At 53.1% G+C, this 25667-nt stretch carries 27 protein-coding genes; 8 read left to right on the top strand and 19 right to left on the bottom strand.

Annotated features, from left to right (window positions below):
- Nucleotides 1-230: 230 nt before the first annotated feature.
- A complete protein-coding gene (locus tag NST26_RS06220; protein WP_036727669.1) occupies nucleotides 231-677 on the top strand; it encodes a GNAT family N-acetyltransferase in 447 nt (148 codons plus the stop codon).
- 21 nt (nucleotides 678-698) lie between these two features.
- Here NST26_RS06220 and NST26_RS06215 read toward each other — a convergent pair whose 3' ends face one another.
- The 5 genes from NST26_RS06215 to NST26_RS06195 form a co-directional block, all read right to left on the bottom strand.
- The gene (locus NST26_RS06215; RefSeq protein ID WP_036727667.1) at nucleotides 699-1049 is read right to left on the bottom strand and encodes a hypothetical protein; all 351 of its coding nucleotides are present in this window, start codon (nucleotides 1047-1049) and stop codon (nucleotides 699-701) included.
- Between the two features lie 274 nt (nucleotides 1050-1323).
- Nucleotides 1324-2280 (bottom strand): ABC transporter permease, encoded by a 957-nt coding sequence (locus tag NST26_RS06210; RefSeq protein WP_036727665.1) that lies wholly within the window; start codon nucleotides 2278-2280, stop codon nucleotides 1324-1326.
- Complete coding sequence (locus NST26_RS06205) at nucleotides 2281-3357, bottom strand: ABC transporter permease (protein ID WP_036727664.1); 1077 nt, start codon at nucleotides 3355-3357, stop codon at nucleotides 2281-2283. It lies immediately after the preceding gene.
- A complete protein-coding gene (locus tag NST26_RS06200) occupies nucleotides 3350-4888 on the bottom strand; it encodes an ABC transporter ATP-binding protein (protein ID WP_339313107.1) in 1539 nt (512 codons plus the stop codon). The genes NST26_RS06205 and NST26_RS06200 overlap by 8 nt, the downstream gene beginning before the upstream one ends.
- Before the next feature lie 180 nt (nucleotides 4889-5068).
- Entirely contained in the window at nucleotides 5069-6151 is a 1083-nt protein-coding gene (locus NST26_RS06195; protein ID WP_340978840.1) for a BMP family lipoprotein, read from the bottom strand.
- 308 nt (nucleotides 6152-6459) lie between these two features.
- On the opposite strand from NST26_RS06195, the gene NST26_RS06190 reads away from it, so the two are divergent.
- Complete coding sequence (locus NST26_RS06190) at nucleotides 6460-7002, top strand: acyl-CoA thioesterase (protein ID WP_036696107.1); 543 nt, start codon at nucleotides 6460-6462, stop codon at nucleotides 7000-7002.
- 85 nt (nucleotides 7003-7087) lie between these two features.
- On the opposite strand, the gene rplT is transcribed toward NST26_RS06190, so the two are convergent.
- The 4 genes from rplT to NST26_RS06170 form a co-directional block, all read right to left on the bottom strand.
- Nucleotides 7088-7447, bottom strand: coding sequence for a 50S ribosomal protein L20 (gene rplT, locus NST26_RS06185; RefSeq protein ID WP_036649386.1), 360 nt, complete (start codon nucleotides 7445-7447; stop codon nucleotides 7088-7090).
- A 31-nt stretch (nucleotides 7448-7478) separates the two neighbouring features.
- On the bottom strand, nucleotides 7479-7679 hold the full coding sequence (rpmI, locus tag NST26_RS06180) for a 50S ribosomal protein L35 (protein ID WP_036696104.1): 201 nt from the start codon (nucleotides 7677-7679) through the stop codon (nucleotides 7479-7481).
- A gap of 57 nt (nucleotides 7680-7736) precedes the next feature.
- Nucleotides 7737-8234, bottom strand: a complete 498-nt coding sequence (gene infC, locus NST26_RS06175) for a translation initiation factor IF-3 (RefSeq protein WP_036696103.1) — start codon at nucleotides 8232-8234, stop codon at nucleotides 7737-7739.
- A gap of 284 nt (nucleotides 8235-8518) precedes the next feature.
- On the bottom strand, nucleotides 8519-9760 hold the full coding sequence (locus NST26_RS06170; RefSeq protein WP_340955398.1) for a glycosyltransferase family 2 protein: 1242 nt from the start codon (nucleotides 9758-9760) through the stop codon (nucleotides 8519-8521).
- A gap of 417 nt (nucleotides 9761-10177) precedes the next feature.
- Between NST26_RS06170 and NST26_RS06165 the strand changes: the two genes are divergently transcribed.
- Together NST26_RS06165 and NST26_RS06160 are read left to right on the top strand one after the other, a co-directional pair.
- Nucleotides 10178-10705 carry a phosphatase PAP2 family protein gene (locus NST26_RS06165; RefSeq protein ID WP_036727657.1) on the top strand — a complete coding sequence of 176 codons (528 nt, stop codon included), beginning with the start codon at nucleotides 10178-10180 and terminating at the stop codon, nucleotides 10703-10705.
- A 53-nt stretch (nucleotides 10706-10758) separates the two neighbouring features.
- The gene (locus NST26_RS06160; protein WP_340955400.1) at nucleotides 10759-11898 is read left to right on the top strand and encodes an MGDG synthase family glycosyltransferase; all 1140 of its coding nucleotides are present in this window, start codon (nucleotides 10759-10761) and stop codon (nucleotides 11896-11898) included.
- 79 nt (nucleotides 11899-11977) lie between these two features.
- Here the strand turns inward: NST26_RS06160 and trmB are convergent, their stop codons facing one another.
- Both trmB and NST26_RS06150 read right to left on the bottom strand, forming a co-directional pair.
- On the bottom strand, nucleotides 11978-12694 hold the full coding sequence (gene trmB / locus NST26_RS06155) for a tRNA (guanosine(46)-N7)-methyltransferase TrmB (RefSeq protein ID WP_076160578.1): 717 nt from the start codon (nucleotides 12692-12694) through the stop codon (nucleotides 11978-11980).
- 201 nt (nucleotides 12695-12895) lie between these two features.
- Complete coding sequence (locus NST26_RS06150; protein ID WP_179090500.1) at nucleotides 12896-13069, bottom strand: hypothetical protein; 174 nt, start codon at nucleotides 13067-13069, stop codon at nucleotides 12896-12898.
- Between the two features lie 244 nt (nucleotides 13070-13313).
- Here NST26_RS06150 and NST26_RS06145 point away from each other — a divergent pair, with 244 nt between their 5' ends.
- The 4 genes from NST26_RS06145 (at nucleotide 13314) to NST26_RS06130 (ending at nucleotide 16995) form a co-directional block, all read left to right on the top strand.
- Nucleotides 13314-14270, top strand: a complete 957-nt coding sequence (locus NST26_RS06145; RefSeq protein WP_036727652.1) for a TIGR01212 family radical SAM protein — start codon at nucleotides 13314-13316, stop codon at nucleotides 14268-14270.
- Entirely contained in the window at nucleotides 14270-14866 is a 597-nt protein-coding gene (locus tag NST26_RS06140) for a tRNA (mnm(5)s(2)U34)-methyltransferase (RefSeq protein ID WP_036727651.1), read from the top strand. Before NST26_RS06145 ends, NST26_RS06140 begins: the two co-directional genes overlap by 1 nt.
- A 120-nt stretch (nucleotides 14867-14986) precedes the next feature.
- Nucleotides 14987-15955, top strand: a complete 969-nt coding sequence (locus tag NST26_RS06135; protein WP_036727649.1) for a type I phosphomannose isomerase catalytic subunit — start codon at nucleotides 14987-14989, stop codon at nucleotides 15953-15955.
- A gap of 89 nt (nucleotides 15956-16044) precedes the next feature.
- Complete coding sequence (locus tag NST26_RS06130) at nucleotides 16045-16995, top strand: alpha/beta hydrolase (protein WP_340955402.1); 951 nt, start codon at nucleotides 16045-16047, stop codon at nucleotides 16993-16995.
- Between the two features lie 78 nt (nucleotides 16996-17073).
- Here the strand turns inward: NST26_RS06130 and NST26_RS06125 are convergent, their stop codons facing one another.
- From NST26_RS06125 to recQ, 8 genes are all read right to left on the bottom strand, one after another.
- Nucleotides 17074-18477: an aldehyde dehydrogenase family protein gene (locus NST26_RS06125; protein WP_340757849.1), complete on the bottom strand. Its 1404-nt coding sequence runs from the start codon at nucleotides 18475-18477 to the stop codon at nucleotides 17074-17076.
- Between the two features lie 36 nt (nucleotides 18478-18513).
- Nucleotides 18514-18762, bottom strand: coding sequence for a hypothetical protein (locus tag NST26_RS06120; protein WP_340978835.1), 249 nt, complete (start codon nucleotides 18760-18762; stop codon nucleotides 18514-18516).
- Between the two features lie 79 nt (nucleotides 18763-18841).
- Nucleotides 18842-19684: a hypothetical protein gene (locus NST26_RS06115; RefSeq protein ID WP_340955405.1), complete on the bottom strand. Its 843-nt coding sequence runs from the start codon at nucleotides 19682-19684 to the stop codon at nucleotides 18842-18844.
- A gap of 114 nt (nucleotides 19685-19798) precedes the next feature.
- Nucleotides 19799-20275: a histidine phosphatase family protein gene (locus NST26_RS06110; protein ID WP_340955407.1), complete on the bottom strand. Its 477-nt coding sequence runs from the start codon at nucleotides 20273-20275 to the stop codon at nucleotides 19799-19801.
- 27 nt (nucleotides 20276-20302) lie between these two features.
- Complete coding sequence (locus NST26_RS06105; RefSeq protein ID WP_340978833.1) at nucleotides 20303-20884, bottom strand: nucleotidyltransferase family protein; 582 nt, start codon at nucleotides 20882-20884, stop codon at nucleotides 20303-20305.
- On the bottom strand, nucleotides 20877-21386 hold the full coding sequence (locus NST26_RS06100; protein WP_339313101.1) for a GNAT family N-acetyltransferase: 510 nt from the start codon (nucleotides 21384-21386) through the stop codon (nucleotides 20877-20879). Before NST26_RS06100 ends, NST26_RS06105 begins: the two co-directional genes overlap by 8 nt.
- 457 nt (nucleotides 21387-21843) lie before the next feature.
- A complete protein-coding gene (locus tag NST26_RS06095; protein WP_340978831.1) occupies nucleotides 21844-23781 on the bottom strand; it encodes a B12-binding domain-containing radical SAM protein in 1938 nt (645 codons plus the stop codon).
- Nucleotides 23782-23796: 15 nt separating this feature from the next.
- On the bottom strand, nucleotides 23797-25623 hold the full coding sequence (gene recQ, locus NST26_RS06090; protein WP_036727639.1) for a DNA helicase RecQ: 1827 nt from the start codon (nucleotides 25621-25623) through the stop codon (nucleotides 23797-23799).
- Between the last annotated feature and the right edge of the window lie 44 nt (nucleotides 25624-25667).

Here is a 25667-nt window from a genome sequence, read left to right as displayed (position 1 = left end):
CTCTCACTCTCTGAACAAAAGAGCCCTTAAAACTTCGTCCTCATCATTGCCGATACATGTATGCTCGTTAAATGTTTAGACACATTATATGATTCCTCACACGGTTAGTCAATACCCATCTGCGGGTTATACATTAAATTGTTCATAAAATCTTGTTCTATTCTTGCCGGAACGCCCACACCGCCCGGGGCATATGATGTACGACAATGCGTGGAAAGGGGGCAATATTTATGATTCGTTACCGCAGACCCAGGCAGGATGACACGATTATTTATGACTTAATTGAAAAGCAGCTTGTCCCGTTATCCCATCTTCCGCAGACAATCATTAATCAGGTCAGGAAGGATCTGCCCCGCCGCCTGGGACAGGGAGTCACACTTGTTGCTTGTCCCGACTACGACAGTGATCCGCTGGGGTTCGTGCATTTTCTGCTGCATGGCGATTTATTATACATTGATATGCTCGCCATTGCCCCGGATGCAAGGCGTAAGCGATACGGAAATATGCTTATGGACAGGGCGGAGCGGTTTGCACTATCCCGTGCATGCCACAGAGCAAAGGTCTCTGTAGATACCGGAAATACCGCCGGTCTGAACTTTTATGAAAAACTGGGCTACAGCGTAGCCCGTTATCAACCGCAAAACTACTGCTATGAGCTTGAGAAACAGTTCCGCTGATAAAGCAGCAAGTTATATGGCTTAAAAGAATCCGATCGGCGGAATTCCATAACCAGGACCTGGGCCGTAGCCGCCATAAGGGCCGGGAACTGGACCATGGCCATAACCATAACCGCCCCCGTAAGGAGCACCGCCATACCCGTAGCCTCCGCCATAACCGTAAGGAGCCGTACCAATGGCCAGCAAATCAAACAATACGAGCGGAATCAGTGCCTTGGTTTGTACTTTTTTACCACTGATACGCTGCAGAATCAACCGGTTGCCTGAGATGCGGATCAGTTTGCCCGTCACTTTGGACCCGTCTTTTTTTACCGCCACGATATGTTTGCCTATCAGCTTGATCACTTGTTGCTTCGTAACCGGGTGTGCCATAATATCCCTCCTGTAGTTGTTTCTTAACACTCTATTCGCCTCACCCGGTATTTGCCTGTACATCTGCCCGCCTCCGGGCTGAAAGTATTCGCAGCTGCTACCTGCAATGATTACAAAATCCCCCCACAAAGTGGGACTTTAGCTTCGACGATGACTCAGGTACTTTGCGGGGACCCCAAAACATATAAATTCTTATCTATTAAAAAAGCGCATCCCCGGAAATCCGGAAATGCGCTCTGTTCTGTTAAGCTCTGGAATTGGTATACCGATAGCCTTAGCGTTTGCTCGGATCGTAAGGTTCACCAAGCGCCTTAGGTGCCGAGGAACGGCCCACAGCACTCACCAGAACGATAATGGTTAACACATAAGGAATCATGAAGATGAATTCCTGCGGAATGCTCTTGGACCATTCAAACAGCTGGACATAGTTGCGGATCGCCTGGGAGAAGCCGAAGAATACCGCAGCACCGAAGGCACCAAGCGGATTCCACTTCCCGAAGATCATCGCAGCAATGGCAATAAAGCCTTGTCCCGAGATCGTATTGTGCGCAAACGTACCTGTAGTAGTCAATGTAATGGTGGCTCCGCCGATACCCGCCAGCAGTCCGCTCAGCATGACGCCGATGTATCTCATCTTGTTGACATTGACACCCAGGGTATCAGCCGCACTCGGATGTTCACCGACTGCGCGCAGACGGAGTCCAAACGGAGTTTTGAACAGGATGAAATAAATGACAATGACTAAGATAATCGCCAGATAAGTGGTTGGATAGGAGTTAAATATCCCCTCGCCGATAACCGGAATCTTGGAGAGCCCGGGAATCGCCACTTTGCTGAATCCGTCGATCAGCGGAGTTTCGCCTGATCCTTCGAAGAACAGCTTAACCATGTACAATGTGCTGCCCGCGGCCAGGAAGTTAATAACCGTACCGCTTATCGTCTGGTCAGCCTTGAAGGTAATCGCAGCCACAGCATGGATCAGTGAACCGATTACTCCTACAGCCATGGCACAAAGCACCCCGACCCAAGGGGCCCATTCGCCCATACCTGCATCTTGAGCATAGTAGCCACCTACTGCAGCTGCAAAGGCGCCAAACATCATTAAGCCTTCAAGTCCGATGTTCACGACACCGGATCGTTCAGAGAAGATGCCGCCGAGGGAGGCAAATATTAGCGCTGTGGAAAAAACAAGCGTCGTATTGAGCAGTTGGCCTAAGACTACGAAGTCCATCTATAACACCTTCTCTTTCTTGCGCTTGAAGTAAAACGGTTTGAGCACCCAGCGTACAATGCCTTGCGCAGCAATGAAGAATATGATCGAACCGATTACAATACGGATCAGCTCCGGAGGCACATCCGCACCGAAGCTCATGCCTGCCGAACCGTACGTCAGCGTGCCATATAGAATAGCAGCGAGAATGACACCCAGCGGATGGGTCAGTCCAAGCAGGGCAACAGCGATACCGTCAAATCCATAACCAGGTGAAGCTGCAAATACGGATTGATAATGGAATACACCCAGTACTTCACCAGCGCCTGCGAGACCTGCGAACACGCCGCTGATGAACATTGCCTTCACCACATTGCGTCCGACATTCATTCCTGCATATTCGGCAGCATGCGGGTTCAAGCCTACTGCACGCATTTCGTAGCCCTGCTTGGTCTTCCAGAGATAGACATAGAAGAAAGTTGCTGCCGCCAGGGCAATCACGGTTCCCCAGTGCAAGCGGGCATTATCAAAGGTGGAGAAGAGGAAGGTCATGGATAGAGAAGCCGGATTATCCTCCGACCGGTTCTGCCCTTGCAGAAGCAGGAACGTCCGGACAATATAATTCGACAGGAAGAGCGCAATCCAGTTCAACATGATCGTTGTGATAACTTCATTAATTCCGCGCTTGGCCTTCAGATATCCGGCAATACCGGCCCATAGTCCGCCGCATACAGCAGCTGCAATGACCGCAAGCGGAACTAACAGGAAAGCCGGCAATACCCCGCCAAGCTTAATGCCGACAACAGATGCAGCCGTCATCCCGATCATGACCTGCCCGTCCGCACCAATGTTGAACATCCCTGAGCGGAAGGCAAAGGCTACAGCCAGACCCGTCAGCATAAGCGGAGTCATCTCGCGGATCGCCTCACCGAAATCATACGGGCTGCCGAACACGCGCTTGAACAGCGCAGAATAAGCCGCAATAGGATCATAACCGCCAATCAGCATGACGATAGCACCTACAAGGAAACCCATCAGAATTGCTACAAGAGGAATTATGTAGCTGTCTGTTGCGAATATTTTCCGGAGTCTAGACATCCGCATGACCTCCCCGCTTCAAACTGCCCGCCATCATCAGACCCAGCTCCTGGTCATTCGTATCCTGCGGGAATACCTCTCCGACAATCTGCCCTTCATAAATAACGGCAATCCGGTCGGACACATTCATAATTTCATCCAGCTCAAATGAAATCAGCAGTACAGCCTTGCCTTGGTCACGCTGCGCAATCAGCTGCTTCTGCACAAATTCAATGGCTCCGACATCCAAACCGCGCGTTGGCTGAGCGGCAATCAGAAGAGTCGGATTCTTGTCTATTTCCCGCGCAATAATCGCTTTTTGTTGATTACCGCCGGATAAGGAGCGGGCTTTATTCTCTATAGAAGGTGTGCGCACATCGAATTGTCTTACCAGATCTTCGGCATGCTTGTTAATCACATCTGTGTTCAAGAACCCTTTCTGGTTATATGGACTCTTATAATACGTCTCCAGAACCATGTTCTCGCTCACGGTGAAGTCCAGCACCAGACCATGCTTGTGACGGTCCTCCGGAATATGGGAGACATTCATTTCAGATACCTTGCGCGGTGACAGATTGCCAATCTCCTTACCGGAGACCTGGATCGAACCTGAGTCAATCTTGCGCAGCCCGGTAATGGCCTGAATCAGCTCACTCTGGCCGTTACCGTCCACTCCGGCGATTCCGAGAATCTCCCCCGCCTTAACTTCAAAGCTCAGGCCATTCAGCACAGGCACGCCATCCTTGCTTTTGCTGCTGACATTAGACAGCTTCAGGATGCTCTCGCCAATATGCGGCGGCTGCTTGTCCACTTTGAAGGTTACTCCGCGTCCGACCATCTTCTCAGCAAGCTCGTTAGGATTGGTCTCGGTGGTCTTCACCGTATCAATCACCTTACCGCGCCGGATAATGGTGACACGGTCGGAAATCTGCATGATTTCTTTCAGCTTATGTGTGATCAGAATAATGGATTTACCTTCTGCAACGAGCCGCTTCATAATCGCCATCAGTTCCGTAATTTCCTGCGGCGTTAGTACAGCGGTAGGCTCATCGAATATAAGTATATCCGCTCCGCGGTACAGGGTTTTCATAATTTCTACCCGTTGCTGCATGCCTACCGAAATGTCATGAATTTTGGCATTTGGATTGACTTGGAGCCCGTACTGCTCAGATAGCTTACGAACCTGCTCCGCAGCGGATTTATAGTCAATTTTAAGACCTTTCTTCGGCTCCATGCCCAGAACAATGTTCTCGGTGACCGTAAAAGGATCAACAAGCTTGAAATGCTGGTGAACCATACCAATGCCAAGCTCAATAGCTTTATTGGGGTTATCAATAATAACCGGTTTCCCGTCGATTTCGATGCTGCCTTCATCGGGCTGGTACAGTCCGAATACGATATTCATCAAGGTTGATTTGCCTGCCCCGTTCTCACCAAGCAGCGCATGGATCTCCCCTTTTTCCAGCGTCAGACTAATGGAGTCGTTCGCAACGATACCGGGAAAGCGTTTTGTGATTTGCTTCAACTCTACGACAGGAGCCGCAGCACTCATGGAATCACCCTCATCACAGAATATATATAATATTGCCTTTTAGACACGGCTGTACCGCCCCACACAAGGACGGTACAGTTGTGATTGTCTATAACAGATGCTGACAGAGAACAAGGCCAGTGTTTGAACCGGCCCTGCTCTTCGACGTTATGTTAAATCGGGTTAAGCTGAAGCAATGAATTACTCGGAAGGAACAACGATTGTTCCATCAATGATTTGTTTGCTATATTCGTCAACCTTAGCCAGAATATCTGCAGTAACGTTAGCTTTGGATGTTTCAGGAAGGCCTACACCGTTGTCTTTCAGACTAAGAACAGTTGTAGTTCCGCCTTTGAAGGTACCGTCAACAACCTGCTGGGAAACCTTCTTAACCGCTTCGTCAACACGTTTGATCATGGAAGTCAGCGTTACATCATCGCCAAATTCCAGGGACTGGTCTTTGTCAACGCCGATAACCCATACTTTGCTGCCGCCGGCTTTGTTGCGGGATTTCGCTTCGTTGAATACGCCGTTGCCTGTTGCGCCTGCAGCAGGGAAAATAATGTCGTTGCCATCATTATACAATGTTGCCGCCAAAGATTTACCGGTATCCGGCTTATCATAAGCACCTGCATAAGTGATTTTTACTGTAGCATTAGGGTTAACCGCTTCTACGCCGGCTTTGAAGCCCACTTCGAAACGTTTGATAACCGGGCTTTCCATACCGCCGATGAAACCTACTTTGTTGGTTTTGGTTGTCAGACCAGCAACAACACCCACCAGGAAGGAGCCTTCATTCTCGGCAAAGGTTACAGATTCAACGTTAGGAGCGTCCACTACACTGTCGATGATCGCAAGGTTAGCATTCGGGTTCTCTTTGGCAACCTTCAGTACAGCATCGCCAAGGTCGAAGCCGATTCCCCAAGTGAGGTCATAGCCGCCTTTAACGAACTGGTTAAGGTTAGGCTCATAGTCTGCATTGGATTTACTCTGCAGGTATTTGATCTCAGCGCCGAATTCCTTCTCCATAGCCTCCAGTGCTTCCCAGGAAGACTGGTTAAAGGACTTATCGTTTACTCCGCCTACGTCAGTTACTAGACCCAGTTTGACAGCCTTAGGAGCGTCAGTTGCTGCTGGTGCTTCTGTTGCAGCTGCGTCTGTTGGTGCAGTAGTTGCTGTTCCAGCATTGGAGCCGGAATTAGCGCTGTTATTGTTACCGCAACCTGCCAGAATGACAGTGAAGGCCATAACCATAACCAAAGATAGTTGGTAAAACTTCTTCATCGAAAGTGATCCCCCTTAGTAAATTGGATGTCTTCTGTGTTCTGCTTTGGACATACCATTAGTACAAATTATACCTGCAAAAAAAGCTAAAATCCAGTCTATTAATGACCTCAGGTCAATAATAATTTGCATTTTTCAACAAGAAATCGCTTACCTTGACACGGGCTGTTATTTCTGTGTCCGTTATATGTTAGAAAACCTCAAAATGTAGCTTATGGTTCCAAGTGCATTAACATTATTATTGCACAGGGAAGGCTTTTCTATTATCATGTATGATTACATCTTGTACGCAAAGGGAGTTACTGAAAATGGAACAAGAACACACACCACAAGCTGCACCCGACTTCAAATACTGTCATGAATCCCGCGTATTCAAAACCGGCCGCGTCTTCCCGAATGATGTGAACAATCACAAGACACTGTTCGGTGGCAAGCTCATGAGCACCATCGATGAAGTAGCCTCCATCTCGGCCATGCGCCACTGCCGGGTCAACGTAGTAACGGCATCCGCTGACTCTGTCGACTTCCTCCTGCCGATCCGGCCGACGGATTCCGTCTGCTTCGAATCCTTTGTCTCCTGGACGGGCCGCACCAGCATTGAGGTATTCGTCAAGATTATCTCCGAGAATCTCTACACTGGCGAACGCGCTGTTGCTGCAACTTCCTTCCTGACCTTCGTAGCTATGAATGAAGACGGCACTACAGCCCCTGTTCCGGCCATCGTGGCCCAGACCGACGAAGAGAAGCTGATCTGCCAGTCTGCTGACGAGCGGTCTGCGCTGCGCAAGCTGAGACGCTCCAGCAGCAAGAAACTTGCTTCGCTGCTTAGCACAACGAAATACTGGGAATAGCCGTCCATCCGGCGGTTCCCACCGCGCAAAAAAAGCACCGTCACACGGGAGAACCCGCAGGCGGTGCTTTTCGGTTTATAGCGTCTTACGCGTTGATCTTCTCTTTGGCAACAACAGCCAGGGAGTTGAAGGCGTTCAGATCATTCACTGCCAGATCAGCCAGCATCTTACGGTTCACTTCTACACCAGCCAATTTCAGGCCGTATACAAGCTTGCTGTAAGACAGACCGTTCAAACGGGCTGCAGCATTGATACGAACGATCCACAGTCTGCGGAAGTTACGTTTCGTCTGACGACGGTCACGGTATGCGTAAACCATCGATTTCATTACTTGCTCTTTAGCTGTTTTGAAAATGCGGTGCTTGGAACCGAAGTAACCCTTTGCCAGCTTCAATACTTTTTTATGTCTACGACGAACTACAAATCCGCCTTTAACTCTTGCCATATTAATAAACCTCCCAAAAATGTGTGATTAACTATTTCAAGTTAGCGAGTCCTTGTTTCAAACGTCTTACATCCCCAGGGGCCATTACCGGATTGCCGTTCAATACGCGTTTTGCACGTTTCGATTTGTGGGACAGCAAGTGGTTCTTGTGAGCTTTGTAACGCAATACTTTACCAGTTCCAGTGATCTTGAAGCGGCCTTTCAGGCTGCTATGTGTTTTCATTTTAGGCATGGTGTTTCCTCCTTGAATATTATGCGGCGCCAAATTGCTATGCAAGTGACTCCAGGATTATTGGGGCTTCGGAGCCAGAATCATAATCATGCTGCGGCCTTCCAGCTTAGGCTGGCGCTCTACAACAGCAATTTCTTCTACTTCGCTCTTCACGCGCTCCAGGATCTTCTGGCCGATACTAGCGTGGGTAATCTCACGGCCGCGGAAACGGACGGAGCACTTCACTTTATCGCCTTCGCCCAGGAACTTGATTACATTGCGGAACTTGGTCTGATAATCATGTTCCTCAATGTTTGCACGGAACCAGACTTCCTTGAGATCCACGATCTTCTGGTTCTTGCGGGCTTCCTTCTCTTTCTTCTGCGTTTCATAACGGAACTTGCCGTAATCCATGATGCGGCATACCGGCGGCTTCGCCTGCGGTGCTACGTTGACTAAATCCAGATTAAGATCGATCGCCATTTGTAACGCCTCGCGGATCGGCTTGATCCCGATTTGTTCACCCTCTGCTCCGACCAGCCGAACCTCTTTGGCACGAATTTCATCATTGATCATATGTTCCTTACTGATAATCCTCCACCTCCGAATAATTTTCAGATAATATATTACGGTTCTCCATAAAAAAGGGATGCCGGTAATTCCCCGACACCCCGTTTGATCAACGTTCATGAATTGTAACCATTCATAAAGCATTGAGATCAAAACCAGCAGGCTGTTAGCCTGTCAGGTGAGAAGCCGGTGCTTCTGCTTGCAATCCCTATGTTTTGCACACTTGAATACTATACATCATCAGACTGAAGATGTCAACATCCTCAGAAATTATTAATTTACAGTGCGAATTATGAAACCTGCTTGCTCTGCACTTCCTCCAGCCGGACTACGCGCGTATGCTTGGTATGACTCCACTGCTTGTTGTTCTGCGTGAAGAACGCATAGAACGTGATGGGATACCACGAGAGCAGATAGACCGGGAACACCAGCAGGTACAGATAGACCTTCTTGAACTTCACCCGCTCCAGCGCCATGGCCAGCAGGAAGGTCAGAATGTTCGCCCCTACGGCAAAGTACCCGAGCCACAGCGGCAGATGTCCGTAAATATTCGCAATATGCGGACCGCCAAACACAGCATTATCCACAAACATTACGGCAGTCATCAGGAACGTAAGCAACACAATGTATACGTTAGCTCCATACAGTGCCAGGTCGAACTTCGTCAGGCTGCGTTCCTTGATCCCCTGCCACAGCAGCGGGAAGAAGTAACGGCGGGCTACGGTGAAATGACCCTGCATCCAGCGCAGACGCTGTCTGGAGGAAGCCTTGAAAGTAAGCGGCTTCTCATCGAATACTTTGGCATCATAATTAAACTTTGGATATACGCCCTTGGAGGCGCTGCGCATGGTGAATTCCAAATCCTCAACCAGACTGGTTGCCCCCCAGCCCATTTCCTTCAGCAGATTCGTCTCGAAGCACATGCCTGTACCGCCGAGGAAGTTGGCCATCTTCAGATTATGGCGCGACAGCTGCCACAGCCGGTTGATGTACCAGTAGGATACGCCGTAAGCAGCCGTGATCCAGGAATCCTCCGGGTTCTTCGTATCAATGTAGCCTTGAATGACCCGTCCGCCTGAACACAGATCGTTGTTCATCTCTGTCAGGAACTCTGTATGTGCGAGGTTGTCGGCATCGAACATGACTACAGCGTCGTACTGGCGGGGCAGCGCCCACAGCTCCTTCAGCATCCACTCGATGGCATAGCCTTTACCGCGCAGGTTGCTGTTGGTACGTACACAGGCATTCATGCCGTGCTCCCGCACGATCGCAGCGGTATTATCCGTACAGTTGTCACAGATGACAAATACATCGTAAAGTTCCTGGGGATAATTAAGCTGCTTCAGGTTCTCCATCAGAGCGCCAACCACTTCTTCCTCGTTGTGTGCGGCGACCAGTACGGCAAATGACTTTTGCGGCGCATGCCTAACCTTGTTCTTCTTCTTGCGCAGTCCAAACAGCGAAAATGCAAACTGATAAACTGCGATTGCCGCCAAGATCACTTGGAGCGTAACAAACAATGCGTCTGTCATGATCTTTAGATGCCCCCTTTTTCCAAATCTTGATGTTTTTTCTCTTTTTCTCTCTCTAACTTGCTAACGTTCTATCTGACCCTTTTGTTGCATCCCTTACTGTAGACAAGAATTTCCCCTTAGTTCCGGGCAGGATTCCGAATTGTGTTATGTCCCGTTTCACAAGATATGAATATGGATTCCAGTGTACTGGCTGGCTCCTTATTTCTCTGTTACCTTATAAACGCGATCTTCCTGCTTGAATCATTGTAGTCGCTTTGGGGCTCACAAGTCAAAAGAGACATTTTTCGAGCGGACCCGAGCTTTTTCTTGAACGGGCTACCTTAAAAAAGTATGATAAAGACAGCTTCAGGCCGTGAAATCTGCTGCTTAAGCTGCGCCAGAACTCTTTTAGCCGGACTATCGGAGGGACATGATATGAGACCTTTATTCAAGAAACTGCATCTCCTGGAGCAGCGGGTGTTTCAATGGATTAACGGACGGATGCACAATCCGTTTCTGAACTTCTGGCTCTTCTACCTCACTCATCTCGGAGGTGCAACAAGCGCGATCGGCATCAATCTCCTGGTCTGGGCAGTGTGCCCGCAGCCATGGAGAACTACAGGACTTCAGGCACTGGCCGCGCTGGCGATAAGCCATGTGCCCGTCGCTATCGCCAAAAAGCTCTACCCGCGCCTGCGGCCCTATCTGGCCCTGCCGGACACCAATACGTTCCGCAATCCGCTTAAGGATCATTCTTTTCCTTCAGGCCATACGACCGCTATCTTCGCCTCAACGGTTCCTTATATGATAGCCTTTCCTGTCCTGACTGCGGTCCTGCTTCCTCTGGCCTGCACAGTCGGCTTCTCCCGGATCTACCTCGGGCTGCATTATCCATCTGATGTCCTCGCAGGAGCGGTCATTGGGTCTGGAGTCGCAGCCGGTACGCTTGCCCTCTGGATATGATGCCTAAGGGGCGCCGGCCGGTCAATACCTCTAGGGAACAGGTGAACTATACATTGCGCAAAAAAAGAATATTATTGCTGTCAGAGGGCTTCGGTGCCGGGCATACCCAGGCTGCATATGCGCTGTCGAGCAGCCTGCGGAAGCTGTCTCCAGAGGTGCAGACCAAGGTGCTGGAGCTGGGGAGCTTCCTGAATCCCAAGGTGGCCCCGCTCATTGTCTCGGCATACCGCAAGACGGTTACCTCCCAGCCCCGGCTGATGGGCTATGTGTACCGTCACCAGAAATCATTCAATCGTCTTACCACACTTGCCCTGCACCGCTTGTTTTATACGCATGCCCAAAATATTGTGAAGCAGCTGAATCCGAACATTATCGTCTGTACCCACTTCATTCCCGGTGCTGTTATCTCACGCCTGAAGCGGCTTCACCCGTCGCTGAAGGCTCCGCTGATTACAGTCATTACAGATTATGACGCCCATGCCAGCTGGATCAGCCCGCAGGTGGACCGCTATCTGGTATCCACCCCTGAGGTCAAGGCGAAGCTGCGCCGCCGAGGCGTTGCCGCCTTCAAGATCCGGGTAACCGGCATTCCTGTCCACCCGAGCTTCTGGGAGCAGCACGGCCGGGAAGACATTCAAGAGCAGTTCAAGCTGCTTGGTGTTCCGACGGTCATGGTCATGGGCGGTGGATGGGGCATGATGAATGACGAAGTAGTCAATGCGGCTCTGGCCGGATGGCGGGACAAGGTGCAGATTGTGTTCTGCCTCGGCCAGAATGACAAGCTGCTGCAGGAGATGATGCAAGACCCGCGGTTCAGGCATCCCAACATCCGGCTGCTGGGCTTCACCCGGGAGATTGACAAGCTGATGGAGGTGTCCGACCTGCTGGTCACCAAGCCGGGCGGCATGACCTGCAGCGAAGGCTTGGCCAAGGGCATTCCGATGCTCTTCCACTCTCCGCTGCCGGGCCAGGAAGAAGAGAACTGCCGGTACTTCACTGCCGCCGGACTGGGAGAGCCGATCAGCTCCCTCGATGTAGTTGACCGGTGGATGGAGCGGCTGCTGAATGATTACGGGAATGTCCGTGCGGCGCGCAAGGCCCATCTGGAGGCCATCTCCAGGTACAACCCGCTGCAAAGCGCCCAAAGCATTATTGATATGCTGGATAAACCGCGCGCAGAACATGGGGAGTAGAGAAGCAGGTAAGAACGCAAAAGGCAGTCCGGTATGAATGAACCGGACTGCCTTTTGCTGTAATTGCAGGTAATGCAGCCTAGAGGCGGTACTTGTCCAGACGGGTGGCCTGATATTGCTTCAGCGCCTCGTCTCCGACAATTGCCTCGCAGCGGTGAATGTTCACGCCCCGTCCATAGAACTTGGTCTCGTATTCGGTCATTACATGCTCTTCGTTGATCACGCCGCCCTCATGCAGGTCAAGCGAAATATTCTTCATCTGCAGGCCATAGTCCGCAAAGGCATTAAGCGAGAATTCAAACAGGCTGCGGGAATCCGTCTTCAAATGGATCTCGCCGAGCGGACTGAGCAGTCCGCGGTATTTATCCAGAAAACGCGGATGCGTCAGACGGCGGCGGGCATGCTTGCTTTTCGGCCAGGGATCACTGAAGTTGAGATAGATCCGTTCCAGCTCCCCTGGAGCGAACACTTCCTCCGCGTAATCGATATTGGCCAAGGCCACTCTCACGTTGGGCGGTGTCTCTTCTCCTGCCGGCTCCCATACATTCCGGGCCTTCTCGGCTGCGCGCCGCACCAGCTCGTCATACATATCCACGCCGATGAAATTAATCTCCGGGTATTTGAAGCTCATTTGACTGATAAACTGTCCCTTGCCCATTCCGAACTCCACATGAATCGGATGATCATTGCCGAACAATTCGGACCAGCGCCCCTTCAGGCTGCGTGGTTCCAGGATGACCAGATCGGTCTGCTCCTCAAGACTTTCACGTATTCCTTTTCTTCCGCGTAAACGCATAGGTACTCCTCCGCTTATCTCTTTATTGCCTTATCTGTGAATAGGATAAATGCCACTTGCAATATTGTGCCGAACTTACCGGCAAAAGTAAAGGGATTTCAGCAAAAGAAAAGGAACCTCCATCCCGCCCCTGTTGGACTGGTCGAAAGTTCCGTGCGTGTTGTATCTGTAATACCGGCCCGCCGTTCAGCGGACTGCCATTTATTTATCGAACTCGAAGGTCTTCTCGAACGCATTGCGGATCTTCCGCTGCGCTTCTGTCTTGATCTTGTGGTTGCCGTTGAATTCTACGCCTGTCAGGGCGAGAGCTTCATCGGGAGTCAGCTGCACATCAATCGAACCTTTGTTATCAGCAAATACCGTTGGAGAATTCATCGTTATCACCTCTAAGGTTTAGTATGGACCGGACGACACGAAATTATGAATTCAAGCATAAGATTGTGGTTGCTGCAGCGGCTTTTTAACACTTTAAATATAACATAATGTGTAAGCATTTTCAAGCCGAATAGCGGTAATTCACAGCCTATTTTTAGTTTTTTTTCGGCGGAATTCCGGGAGGGATTGTTACGTTCATCACGGATTTTTGATACAATGGGAAGGTTAATGAAAGGAGCTGCACATGTCTAATCTTTTACAGGCCTCCTCTCCGCTTCTGTGGGGGGATAAACGGTTCCATACCTGGAACTACGAAATGCGCGGGCAGATGGATACCAAGGTGTTCAAGGTCATGCTCGATGCGGGCTTCACCTGTCCGAACCGTGACGGTTCCATCGCCAAAGGAGGCTGTACATTCTGCAGTGCCAGAGGGTCAGGCGATTTCGCCGGAAGCCGCCGGGATGATCTGGTCACCCAGTTCAACCATATCCGCGACCGCCAGCATCAGAAATGGCCGAATGCCAAATATATCGGCTATTTCCAGGCCTATACCAATACGTATGCTCCCGTCGAGGAGCTAAGGGAATATTATGAAGTCATTTTGCAGCAGCCCGGGGTTGTCGGCCTCGCCATTGCCACCCGCCCCGACTGCCTGCCGGATGATGTAGTGGAGTATCTCGCGGAGCTGAACCAGCGCACCTATCTATGGGTGGAAATGGGGCTTCAGACCATTCATCAGTCCACTTCGGATCTGATTAACCGCGCGCATGATACCGCCTGCTATACTGAAGCTGTTGCGAAGCTCCGCCGTCACGGCATCCGGGTGTGTACCCATATCATTCACGGTCTTCCGCAGGAAACGCATGAGATGATGCTGGAGACTGTAGCTGCTGTAGCGAATATGGGGGTTCAGGGGATCAAAATCCACCTGCTTCACCTCATGCGCAAAACGCCGATGGTGAAGCAGTATGAAGCCGGACTGCTGCGGTTCCTGGAGCAGGATGAATATGTGAAGCTCATTGCCGACTCGCTGGAAATTCTGTCGCCGGACATGATCGTCCACCGCTTGACCGGCGATGCCCCGCGCGATGCTCTGATCGGCCCGATGTGGAGCCTCAAGAAGTGGGAAGTGCTGAATGCCATTGACCAGGAGCTGGTTGCCAGGGACACCTGGCAGGGTAAGTACTGGAGGAAGGGCTGATGGGCTTCCTGTCTGTCCTTAGCTTCGCCCATAAGCTGACCGCTGAGCGGCTCCCGCCCGGCGGACGGGCTATCGACGCCACCGTGGGAACCGGCGCCGACACCCTGTTCCTCGCCAAAGCGGCCGGGCCGCGCGGCGGGGTGTACGGGTTCGACATCCAGCCGCAGGCGCTGGCTCTTGCCGGCGAGCGCCTGCGGCTGGCCCGGGAGGAAGCGCCTGCTGCGCTGGCTCCCGTGACGCTGCTGCTGCAGAGCCATGCAGCCATGGCTGCAGCCGTTCCGCCCGCTTGGCGCGGAACGGTCTCGGCGGTGATGTTCAACCTCGGCTATCTGCCTGCAGGCGATGCCGATAAGACTATCATCACCGAGCCGGGAAGCACGCTGGCCGCGCTGGAGGCGTCGCTTGCGCTGCTCCGCCCGGGCGGGATCATCACGGCCGTGCTGTATCCCGGCCACGAAGGCGGCGGCCGCGAAGCCGCCGCTGTCGAAGCCTGGGCCGCCGGACTGGCCCAACAGGACGCGCAGACCATCGTGTACCGCCAGCTTCAGCGCGAGTCTGCACCGTACGTAGTAGCTGTAGAGAAGAAAAGAAGCTGATCAGAGATTGCAATCGCCCAGTTTTCGCAGCGATTGTATTTTCCCGGGACACCATCATCGGGTTGACAGACCGGGACAAGACAAATCGCCAATTCTATTATCAGGAAGGAAGATGTTGTAATGACGAAACCATATCCTCTGAAATTTCAGCCGGAATTCAAAGAACGTGTCTGGGGAGGCCGAGCGCTGGAGAAATTCGGCCTGGATCTGCCGGAAGGCCATATCGGCGAAGGCTGGATGATTGCCGATCATCCGAACGGCACCTCCTCAGTAGTCAACGGCGAGCTGGCCGGACAAGGCCTGGATGCCATCCGTGAGCAGTTCGGGCACGAGTGGTTCGGCAGCAAGGGCATCACGGAAGAAGGCGGAAGATTCCCGCTGCTGATCAAGCTGCTGGATTGCAATGACAACCTCTCCGTGCAGGTGCATCCTACGGATGATTATGCCGGACTCCCCAAGGGCGAGCTGGGCAAAACCGAAATGTGGTACGTGCTGGACGCCAAGCCAGGCGCCAAAATCATCTACGGCCTGAAGGAAGGCGTCACCCGCGAGATGCTGAAGGACGCGCTGGAGAACGGAACGGTTATGGACAGCCTGCAGGAAGTGACTGTAGCTGCCGGTGACTCTTTCTATATCCCCGCAGGGACAGTACATGCCTTGTGCGCTGGTGTCGTTGTAGCGGAGATCCAGCAGAACTCTGACACTACATACCGGATTTACGATTATGACCGTCCGGGTCTGGACGGGAAGCCGCGTGAGCTGCATATCGAGGATTCCCTGAATGTTACCGCTTATGAAGGCGCAGGAGCGACTTCGATGAAGACCGATGGTGCAGTGGCCGGTGAATGGCTGCAGATTGCCTCCTCCCCTTATTTTATCGTGGAAAAAGGTCTGGTGTCCGGCGAATGGCAGCTCGCCACCACCGATGACAGCTTCACCATCCTGGTGATCTGCGAAGGCAGCGGCCACCTGATCTGGGACGGCGGCTCCCAGCCATACGCAGCGGGCGAATGCTATCTGCTTCCGTCCAGCCTTGGCGCTTACAGCATTGAAGGACAATCTACGGTGCTGCGCTCCTATCTGCCGTAAGAAGCCAGACTGCATTTCACTTGGATCAGTGTAGCACCAGGTACTCTTTACGCTAGGAATGCTGAATTTCACTTTCAGGAGGACAGGCGATGACTGAGAACACTTTTACCATGACTGATCCCTTAGATGTCAAAATCCATGTCTATGAATGGCTGCCGGACACGGGAACGGAGATCCGGGGGATTGTGCAGATTGCACACGGGATGTGTGAGACGGCTGCGCGGTATGCCCGGTTCGCTTCGGCGCTTACCGCAGCCGGTTATGCCGTGTATGCCAATGACCACCGGGGGCATGGACTTACCGCCGGCAGAGTCAACCTGCTCGGTGACAGCGGGGAGAACGGCTTCTACTGGATGCGGCGCAACCTGCTGCAGCTTGCGGGAGTTGCCTGCTCCCGGCATGAGCATGCCCCGATCTACCTGTTCGCGCACAGCATGGGTTCGTTTCTGGCTCAGAAGCTCATGTGCGAAGAGGGGCATGAGATTTACAGCGGCTTCATCCTCAGCGGCACCAATGGTCCCCGGAGCATGCTGCGGCTGGCAGAATCCTTGTCGGCTATGCAGTTAAGGCTGCAGGGCGACCATCACCGCAGTGTACTGCTGAATGGCATTGTTTTCGGCGCTTATAACCGGTCCTTCTCTCCGGTCCGCACAGCTTTTGACTGGCTCAGCAGTGATCCGGAGGAGGTAGATAAGTTCATTGCAGACCCGTACTGCGGGGCGATCTGCACCACCCGCTTCTTCCGGGACTTCTTCCATTTGCTGCGTGAGCTTCATACCAGGTCCACTCTTCAGCACCTATGCAGCGACAAGCCGGTCTACCTGTTTGCGGGCGAGAAGGACCCTGTGGGGATGAACGGTCAAGGGGTGATGCGTCTGGCTGAGCTATACCGGAAGCAGGGGCTTCAGGATGTAGAATGCAAGCTGTATCCGGGAGGAAGGCATGAGATGCTGAATGAGGTCAACCGGGACGAGGTCACGGCCGATGTGCTGGACTGGCTCGCCCGCCATCTCCCTGCCGGGTCCATGATTAGTTATTAACAAAAACAACAAGGCAGCGATTCCCCTCTTATTGGGAGGATCGCTGCCTTGTGTTTATTGGAATTGCGTAACCGGTCTCTACACATTAAAAGATATCAGCTTCAGCTGTGTCATCTCCTGTACGGCGTAAGCAACGCCTTCGGTTCCCTTACCGCTGTCTTTCACACCGCCATACGGCATATGATCCACTCTGAACGTCGGAATATCATTAACGACTACACCGCCGGCCTCAAGTTCACGGGCAGCCTGAAAAGCGCGCTTGATGTCAGAGGTATACACCCCCGCCATCAAACCGTAGCGTGAAGAATTCACCTCGCGGATTGCCTCCTCCCAGTGGTCAAAGGGCAGAAGCACCGCAACGGGTCCGAATATCTCCTCTGTCCATACCTTGGCGCTGCGGGGCACCTGAGTCAACAGGGTAGGGGCAATAATATTTCTGGCTGAGCGCAGGCCGCCTGTTTCGATCACAGCGCCGCCTGCCACGGCTTCCCCGATCCAATTCATAATACGGTCTGCCGCCTTCTCCGAAATCAGTGAGGTCACATCCGTAGCTTCTTCCAGCGGGGACCCGGTTATAAGCTTTGCTGCTGCTGTGACAAAATGTTGTTTGAATTCTTCATAGAGCGATTGATGGACTAGAATCCGCTGCAAGGAAATACAGACTTGCCCGTTATAGGCAAAAGCACCACTGACACACCGGGCGGCAACCGCCGCAATGTCTGTGTTCTCATCAATAATCAAAGCAGCGTTGGACCCAAGCTCCAGAGTGGTGCGGCGCAAACCCGCCTGCCGCTGAATCAGCTGGCCCACGGCATAGCTCCCGGTAAAGCTGATCTTGCGGACCAGCGGATGGGTCGTCAGTACTTCCCCCAGCTCCGCTCCCTCACCGGTCACAATATTCAGCACTCCGGCCGGCAGCCCCGCCTCTTGAAACAGCCCGGCAAGCAGCAACCCGCTTAGCGGTGTCTGCTCCGCCGGTTTCAACACAATGGTGTTGCCGGCCGCAAGGGCCGGTCCCACCTTATGGGCTACCAGATTAAACGGAAAATTAAACGGAGTAATAGCTGTTACAACCCCGATGGGGACCCGGATTGTAAAGCCGAAATGCTGGTGTCCGCCTTCAGCCGCATCCATCGCAACCTGCTCACCGGTCACCTGTTTTGCAGCTTCGGCTGCAAAACGGTAGGTCTCCACGGTCCGGGCAATTTCGCCTCTGGCTGCCTTGAGGGGCTTGGCCGCTTCCATTGCTATCACCCGGGCCAGTTCTTCCCTGCGCTCGTCAATCAGCCCGGCCACCCGGTATAGAATCTCGCTGCGCTGATAGGCCGTCATCCGCCCGAAGACAGCAAAGGCTTCGTGAGCCGCCTCGATTGCCCGCACTCCCTCAGAGGCATCTGCCTGGGCAATCCGTGCCAATACTTCCCCGCTGTATGGATTATATAAGTCCTTGTATTTCCCGGCCTTGTGCCACTGGCCGGACATCCATAAGCCGTAACATTCCTGCAGCTTCAAATTTTCTCACTCCCTATTTGCAAGTTGCAGCCATGCTGTATGAATATCGGCTGCCCGAATCTCGCCCTGATGACCGGCGAGATGACGGTGGACCTCCTGCTTCCGGTGCCAGCGCAAGGCTGGTGGCAGTTCCAGCAGCAGCACCGCTAGCGCATCGCTGGCTTCAGGAGTAAACCGCTGTTCATAGCTTTCACGGGCAGCTCCAAACTGCCATAGCGGCTGTACTATACCCGAGATTTGCCAGCGGCCCGACATATCCGAAGAGCTTCATTCCGTCCAGAGCCTGAACCAGGATTTCAGCATCTTGTTGGCCTAACTGCGGCCGGTTGCCGCGCTAAAAATATTCTGCTAAAACCTCCGCTAAAGCCTGTTTGTAGGCATTTAAATCATACGAAGAGTTATTTGCTTTTTTCTTGGCGATAGTTAGGCCGTCATATATCTTCTCTTCCAGTTCCCGTCTTGCCTCAAGAACCTGAAGCGTTCCTTCTAAGCCCTGGTGGCCCTGTCCTAAGCCATACCCCTGGGTGATGTAATATTTGATGAACCCTTCCGACCACTCTTGGGGTCTCTCGCGGACAGCTTTGCGGAAAGAATGCTCCAGATCGTCCTGTTCAATAACAATCAGCAGCGGATTCAATGGCTTAATGATGGCCTCCAGCTCCTGAATGTAGCCTATCATGTACTCCTCGGCAACATCGTGCTTGATCATCCCCATGGTCACAGGATTCTGGATAAAACAGCAATCAAACACATACGTGTCCGTTCCCTGTAGCGCCTTCTCTGTAAACTGCCGCCATTTTGCTGTGATCAGTTCTCTGTGCTGAGCCAGCGGCAATTCATAGATATCCTTCCGGGCTAATGTGTCCATCCATTCCTTTGGAAGGAGAGGCTCGTGTTCATTTACTATTTTCCGGTATTCGACAAGGTAATAGCCGTCATGAAAAGTTGTCCGCGGACTTAATATATGCCTTGAATCGGCCCACATCCCCAGCAGCTCATCGTACTCTGCCTTTGTAAGACAAGCGGCGCCGTCATAATCCGCCGGATGATCCAAATTCCCCTCAAGGAATAGCTGAGCATTATTGCCCGCCTCCGTAAGAATTTCGTAAACCAGCTGTGCCGCTGTGGACTTCCCGAAGCCGGGTAGACCCTCGATTAAGATTAATTTCGGTTGCATGCATCGTTCCCCCATTCACGATTTAGAAGGATAGGCAGGGAAAGAGCCAATACAACTAGGTGTTCACTTTAGTATACTCGCTGATTGAGGCATGTGGAATTTCAGCTAATTCTCCTAACAAGGTACGAAAAGCCATACCGTGTCCGGCAATATCACCTTTTGGAAGCCCAAATATTGGTTAATCACCTTCTCCACACGCTTCCTCATCAGTTCCTTGGATTCCCACAGCTTAGTTGCCCCGGGAGGGTACACTCCATGATGAGCATCGTAATCACTCCCCAGTTCTGCCAGCCGCTCCAATGAATCATATTCAAAAGTTAAGTCGGGCTGCCATTCTCTGAGACCGAATTCAATCCTTATGTCCAAACCCAATTCCTTGGATAAAATTGCAGCGGTCTGAAGAGCACGTGTGTACGGAGAAGAGACGATCAGTTCAGCATCCCGTAGACGCTCATCCCGTGCTGCCAGAGACACCTGTTCAGCTCCTGCATCGGTAAGCGGAACCAGGTCCCGGCCATGCCCCTTCAACTTGTACTGCTCGTTAACATCCCACTGCGGTTCACCATGGCGGATAAGATAGAATTGCGTCACTGATATTCCCCCAACTTTACATATATTCTACCAAGGAACCGCCGTAAGCTCCGGCCACTTCGACTTCCATTTCTGCGTCTTCGCTTCGTAGATCTTCTCGCTGATCAGTGCTTTGTTGGGGCGTAGAATTAATTGAAATAAATCCTCCAGACCAAATGGGGCATAAACCTTCCAGTCACCGTTCAGCTCAAGCCGTGCTCCCAGAGAAGTCACCGTGGTTGGCCAGCTATTAATTGCAGCTTCCAGCGATGTGTAGGGCTGGATCTCCACACCGAACTTCTGGGGGTACCACAGATGAACTCGGGCCTGATTCTTGAGATCGACCGGGATAGCAATTCCCGCAAAAAGCTTCTTGCCCTTCGCAACCACCTTATCCTCAGCAGCATAACTCAGATCAGCTGCATCATAGTAAATAATATCGATGTCACTAATTCCGTACCCCGGCGCACGCCCGGTAAGCTCATTCCACACCGTTTGCACCAAGCATCCTGCACCTATGTAGTAAGGGAACGGGGCCAAGCCTTGGGCACGCTTAAAAATATCCATTAGCAGTGTATTGCGGGTGAATAGCTCCGTAAGACGGTTATACATTTCATCGCAACTATCCATCGCCCAAATCCCCCACACTCCCGCCAGACAGCGCATATTGCAAAATCAGCTGTGTTCCCTTGCTACCACTGCGCCGCAGGCCGTGATCCTGAAATCCGGCACGGAGATATAGCTGACTGGCGGCGGTATTGCGTTCATTCACAGCCAGCACAATCTGCCGGGCTTCAGGGTAGTGACAGCGCACAAAATCCGGCAGCAGTGCCATCGCTGCTTTGGCGAACCCGCGGCCCTGGCTGGCGCAGTCCATCAGGAAGGCCCGGAGAAGAACTGCTCCTTCGTAGTCCTGGTAGAAATTCGAGATACCTTCACCAGTATGAAGGATGAAGAAGCCCACCGCCCGTTCTCCACAGGTAATGACCACTCCCTCCTTACCGGCATCCTCCTTGATATCCTGAAGCGTCTCCTCCGGCAGTCCGGTGAACTGCAACTGCTCCGCCGGAAGCTTAAAGCCAAGTAACTGGTCCTTGAATTGCTCCCCGTGCTCGTCACCGTATCTAAACAATGATATGTGCTGCTCCTGACTCAACTGTATGCCCCCCATAGGTAACCGACTCCCGCTCATGCTCCCTTGCGGCCGCTTCGCCGAATGTGGTCGGTTTTTCGATTACATTTCGACCACGGGCCCACTCAGCGCCAAATATGGTCGGTTTTTCGATTACATTTGGCCCACGTGGGCACGCAACGCCGAATGTGGTCGGTTTTTCGATTACATTTGGCTCACTCGCACACGCAACGCCGAATGTGGTCGGTTTTTCGATTACATTTGGCCCACGTGGGCACTCAGCGCCAAATATGGTCGGTTTTTCGATTACACTTGGACCACGTGGGCACGCAACGCCGAATGTGGTCGGTTTTTCGATTACACTTGGTTCACGCGCCCACGGAACGCCGGATGTGTCCGGTTTTTCGCATACATCCGCATCGGCAGGCAGGTGTCCAGTGTAGTCAGGGGCATTCCCCTACAAAGGCAGCGTATAATACTGCGCCCGCTGGCTCTCGTCCTGCTGATACAGGACGACCAGCAGCGTGCGGCCATCGCTTGCCCCGGGGTGCGGACCCGGCAGGGCCGTCCCGCTCCCGGCGGCGACCGCCGTTGCAGCCGCCCGGCCTTCACTCCCGCCTCCCCCGGCAACCGCCGGAGGCGATACTTCTGCCTTGATTGCGGCAACTGCTTCACCTTCGCCAGAAGCTCCAACCTCCGCCTCAGCGCCAAGCTCCCCGTCATAGCGCAGCCCGCTGATCGATTCCAGCACCGGATCGAGCCGGAACGGCAGCTCGTCGAGCACGATGAACTTCTGGAGCTCCCGCTCGCTAAGTCCGGCCTCCGCCAGCTTGGCCGAGATTAGCTCCGGCTGACTGGCGATCTGCTTCAGGTGCTTCGCCCACTCCGCTTTATCAAGCACATCGTCCCACCAGATCTTGCGGGGCTTGTACTTGTGGGCGAGGAAGTAGTCCAGCTTCATCAGGCCGGTGACTATGTCCATAGAGGCCGTGCCCCGGTCCGTCAGGAAGTCATGCAGCCGGGTGAACAGATCCTCCAGCTGATGCCCGATCTTCTGCCAGCCCCGCTCTTCCCAGTAGTCACCGAACTCCTGGAAGAAGTCGAACGGAGACGGGAAGACATGGCGGATCAGGTACTTGACCGAATGAGCCAGCCGCTGGCTGTTCCAGTACTTCTCCAGCACATCCTCCAGCCGCTTGAGCCGGATAATATCGGCGAACGGCATCACATGGCTGCTGAGAATTTCGTATGGCGCATGCTCCATATACGTATAGTCATATTTGGCGGCCTGGGCGCGCAGCCCGGTGCCGCGCAGCATTTTGAGGAACCCTAATTGCAGCTCCTCCGGCTCCATGGCGAAGACGTCATTAAACGTCTTGCGGAAGGTGTCGTAATCCTCCATTGGCAATCCGGCGATCAGATCGAGATGCTGGTCGATGTTGCCGCTGGCCTTGATCTTCATCACAGTGCGCGACAGCTTGGTGAAGTTCTGGCGGCGCTTGACCAGCTCATTGGTCTCGTCATTCGTCGACTGGACGCCGATCTCGAAGCGGAAAACGCCCGGAGGGGCGTTCTGCGCCAGGAAATCCAGCACCTCGGGACGCATAATATCAGCGGTAATCTCGAACTGGAACACGCAGCCCTGATGATTATCGATCAGGAACTGGAACATCTCCATCGCATAATTGCGGTTGATATTGAACGTGCGGTCCAGGAACTTGATCACCTTGGCCCCGCCCTCAATCAGATAGAGCAGATCGGACTTCACCCGTTCGATATCATAATAACGCACGCCCACCTCAATGCTGGACAGGCAGAATTGGCAGTTGAAGGGACAGCCCCGGCTCGTCTCAAAATACACGATACGCTTGCTAAGCTCCGGCAGATCCTCCGCGAAGCGGTGCGGGGTCGGCAGGGTGTTAAGATCACTTTTGGGACGGGGAGGATTAACGATAAGCTCTTCCCCCTTGCGGTAAGCCGCACCGTATACGAAATGGTACTTGTGCTCATCCCGGATCTCCTGCAGCAGATGGTGGAAGGTCTCTTCCCCGTCACCGTTCACGACAAAGTCCACTCCGGCCTCCCGCTTCATCCAGTAGAGCGGCTCATAGGATACCTCCGGCCCGCCCAGCACAATCTTGACCTCCGGCATGACCTGCTTGAGAATACCGACCAGCTTGATGGTCTCCTCGATGTTCCAAATGTAACAGGAGAAGCCAATCACATCCGGCTGCTTCTGAAAAAGGTCAGACACGATGTTCATCGCGGGATCTTTGATGGTATATTCCGCCAAAAGGATATCCTCGAACTCATGCTCGCTATACGCCTTCAGCAGCCGGATCGCAAGCGAGGTATGAATATATTTGGCATTTAATGTGGCCAGGATGATTCTCATGCCTTATAACCTTCTTTACATGTCATTTTGAAAAAACTCCAGGAAGGCCTTGCCGTACTTCCGGTACTTCACTTCACCGACACCCTTCACCCTCAGCATCTCCGCTTCTGTCTGCGGACAAACCACGCTCATCTCACGCAGCGTCGCATCATTGAAAATGATGTACGACGGCACATGCTCGCGCCCCGCCAGCTCGCGGCGGATCAGACGCAGCTGCTCGAACACCGTCTCGTTGACCGCAGACGGTGAAGTATCGCGCGAGCGGCTGCGGTCCCGCGTGCCGGAGGTGACCAGTGTGCGGGCCACGCGCTGATGCACCTGGCGCTGGCCGCGCAGCACCTCGGCTGCCAGCGGCTGCAGCCGGACCACCGGATACTGGCCTTCGGACAAGGCCAGATATCCTTCCGAGATCAGCATATTGATGATCTCGGTAATCTCCTTCTCGCTGCGGCTGGACATAGCGCCGTGAGTCGGCAGCTTCTCGAAGCCGTATTGCAGCACCTTCTGGTTACGTGAGCCCTTCAGCACGGATGAGACCAGCGCCACGCCGTAACGCTCCCGCATCCGGTGGATGCAGGAGAAGATCTTCTGCGCTTCAACGGTGATATCGACCAGCTCACGCTCGTCGGTACAGGAGCTGCAAATCCCGCAGTGATCATCGTCATGACTCTCGCCGAAATAGTCGAGCTGCGCACTGCGCAGGCAGCGGGTGGTATAGCAGTATTCAATCATCTGCTGGAGCTTGCGGTATTCGTTGGCTTTACGTTCCGGGTCCTGCGGGTTCTGCTCAATCAGGAATTTCTGGGTCATGATATCCTGCGCACTGAACAGGAGGATACAATCGCTCGGCTCCCCGTCACGCCCGGCACGTCCCGCCTCTTGAACATAAGCTTCCATGTTCTTCGGCATATTGTAATGGATGACATAACGCACGTTAGACTTGTCGATCCCCATCCCGAAGGCATTCGTGGCGACCATGACGCGGATATCGTCATAGAGGAAGCCTTCCTGGCTGTCCGCCCGCTCCTGGTCGTTCATTCCGGCATGATAGCGCCCGGCGGTGATTCCTGCGGCCTGGAGGCGCTGATAGAGATCATCCACCTCCTTGCGGGTGGCGGCATACACGATGCCCGGCTGATGGGCATGCTGAGCCGCGTAATCCAGCACGAACTCGCGCTTGTTCTCTCCGCGCAGCACGGACATCGCCAGATTGTCGCGGCCAAGTCCGGTCATGAAGACGCCCGGCTCGCGCAGGCGCAGCAGCCGGACCATATCCTCCATGACCTCCGGGGTAGCTGTAGCGGTGAAGGCCGCCAGAATCGGACGCTGCGGCAGCTGCTCCACGAACGGGGACACTGCCAGATAACTGGTGCGGAAGTCATGGCCCCACTGCGAGACGCAGTGCGCCTCATCCACAGCTACGCAGGAGATGTTCAGTCCCGCCATCTCCAGGCGGAACCAGTCCAGCTCCAGACGCTCGGGAGCTACATAGAGCAGCTTCAAGTCGCCGCGGCGGGCCGCACGGATGCGCTCATTCACTTCCTTGCCGCTCAGGGTGCTGTTGATATAAGCAGCCGGAATCCCTGCCGTCGTAAGAGCATCCACCTGATCCTTCATCAGGGAGATCAGCGGTGAGACGACCAGGGTAAGCCCCGGCTGCAGCAGCGCCGGAACCTGATAGCAGATGGACTTACCGCCTCCGGTAGGCAGAATGCCCAGCGTATCGCGGCCTTCCAGCAGATTGTTCACAATTTTTTTCTGGCCGTCCCGGAAATCGGGATAACCGTAATATTTTTGCAGCTCGGCCTGGGCCTGCTCCATTAATGATCCTTGCATCTCCATATCTCTTCAAACTCCTTAAGGCTTTCTACCTTTTAGTTTACCGG

Origin of the sequence: Paenibacillus sp. FSL R7-0128 (assembly GCF_038002245.1) — a bacterium.
GTDB lineage: Bacteria > Bacillota > Bacilli > Paenibacillales > Paenibacillaceae > Paenibacillus_AQ > Paenibacillus_AQ silagei.
The sequence above is the reverse complement of the archived record's forward strand: the minus strand, read 5'-3'. Positions and strand labels throughout refer to the sequence as shown.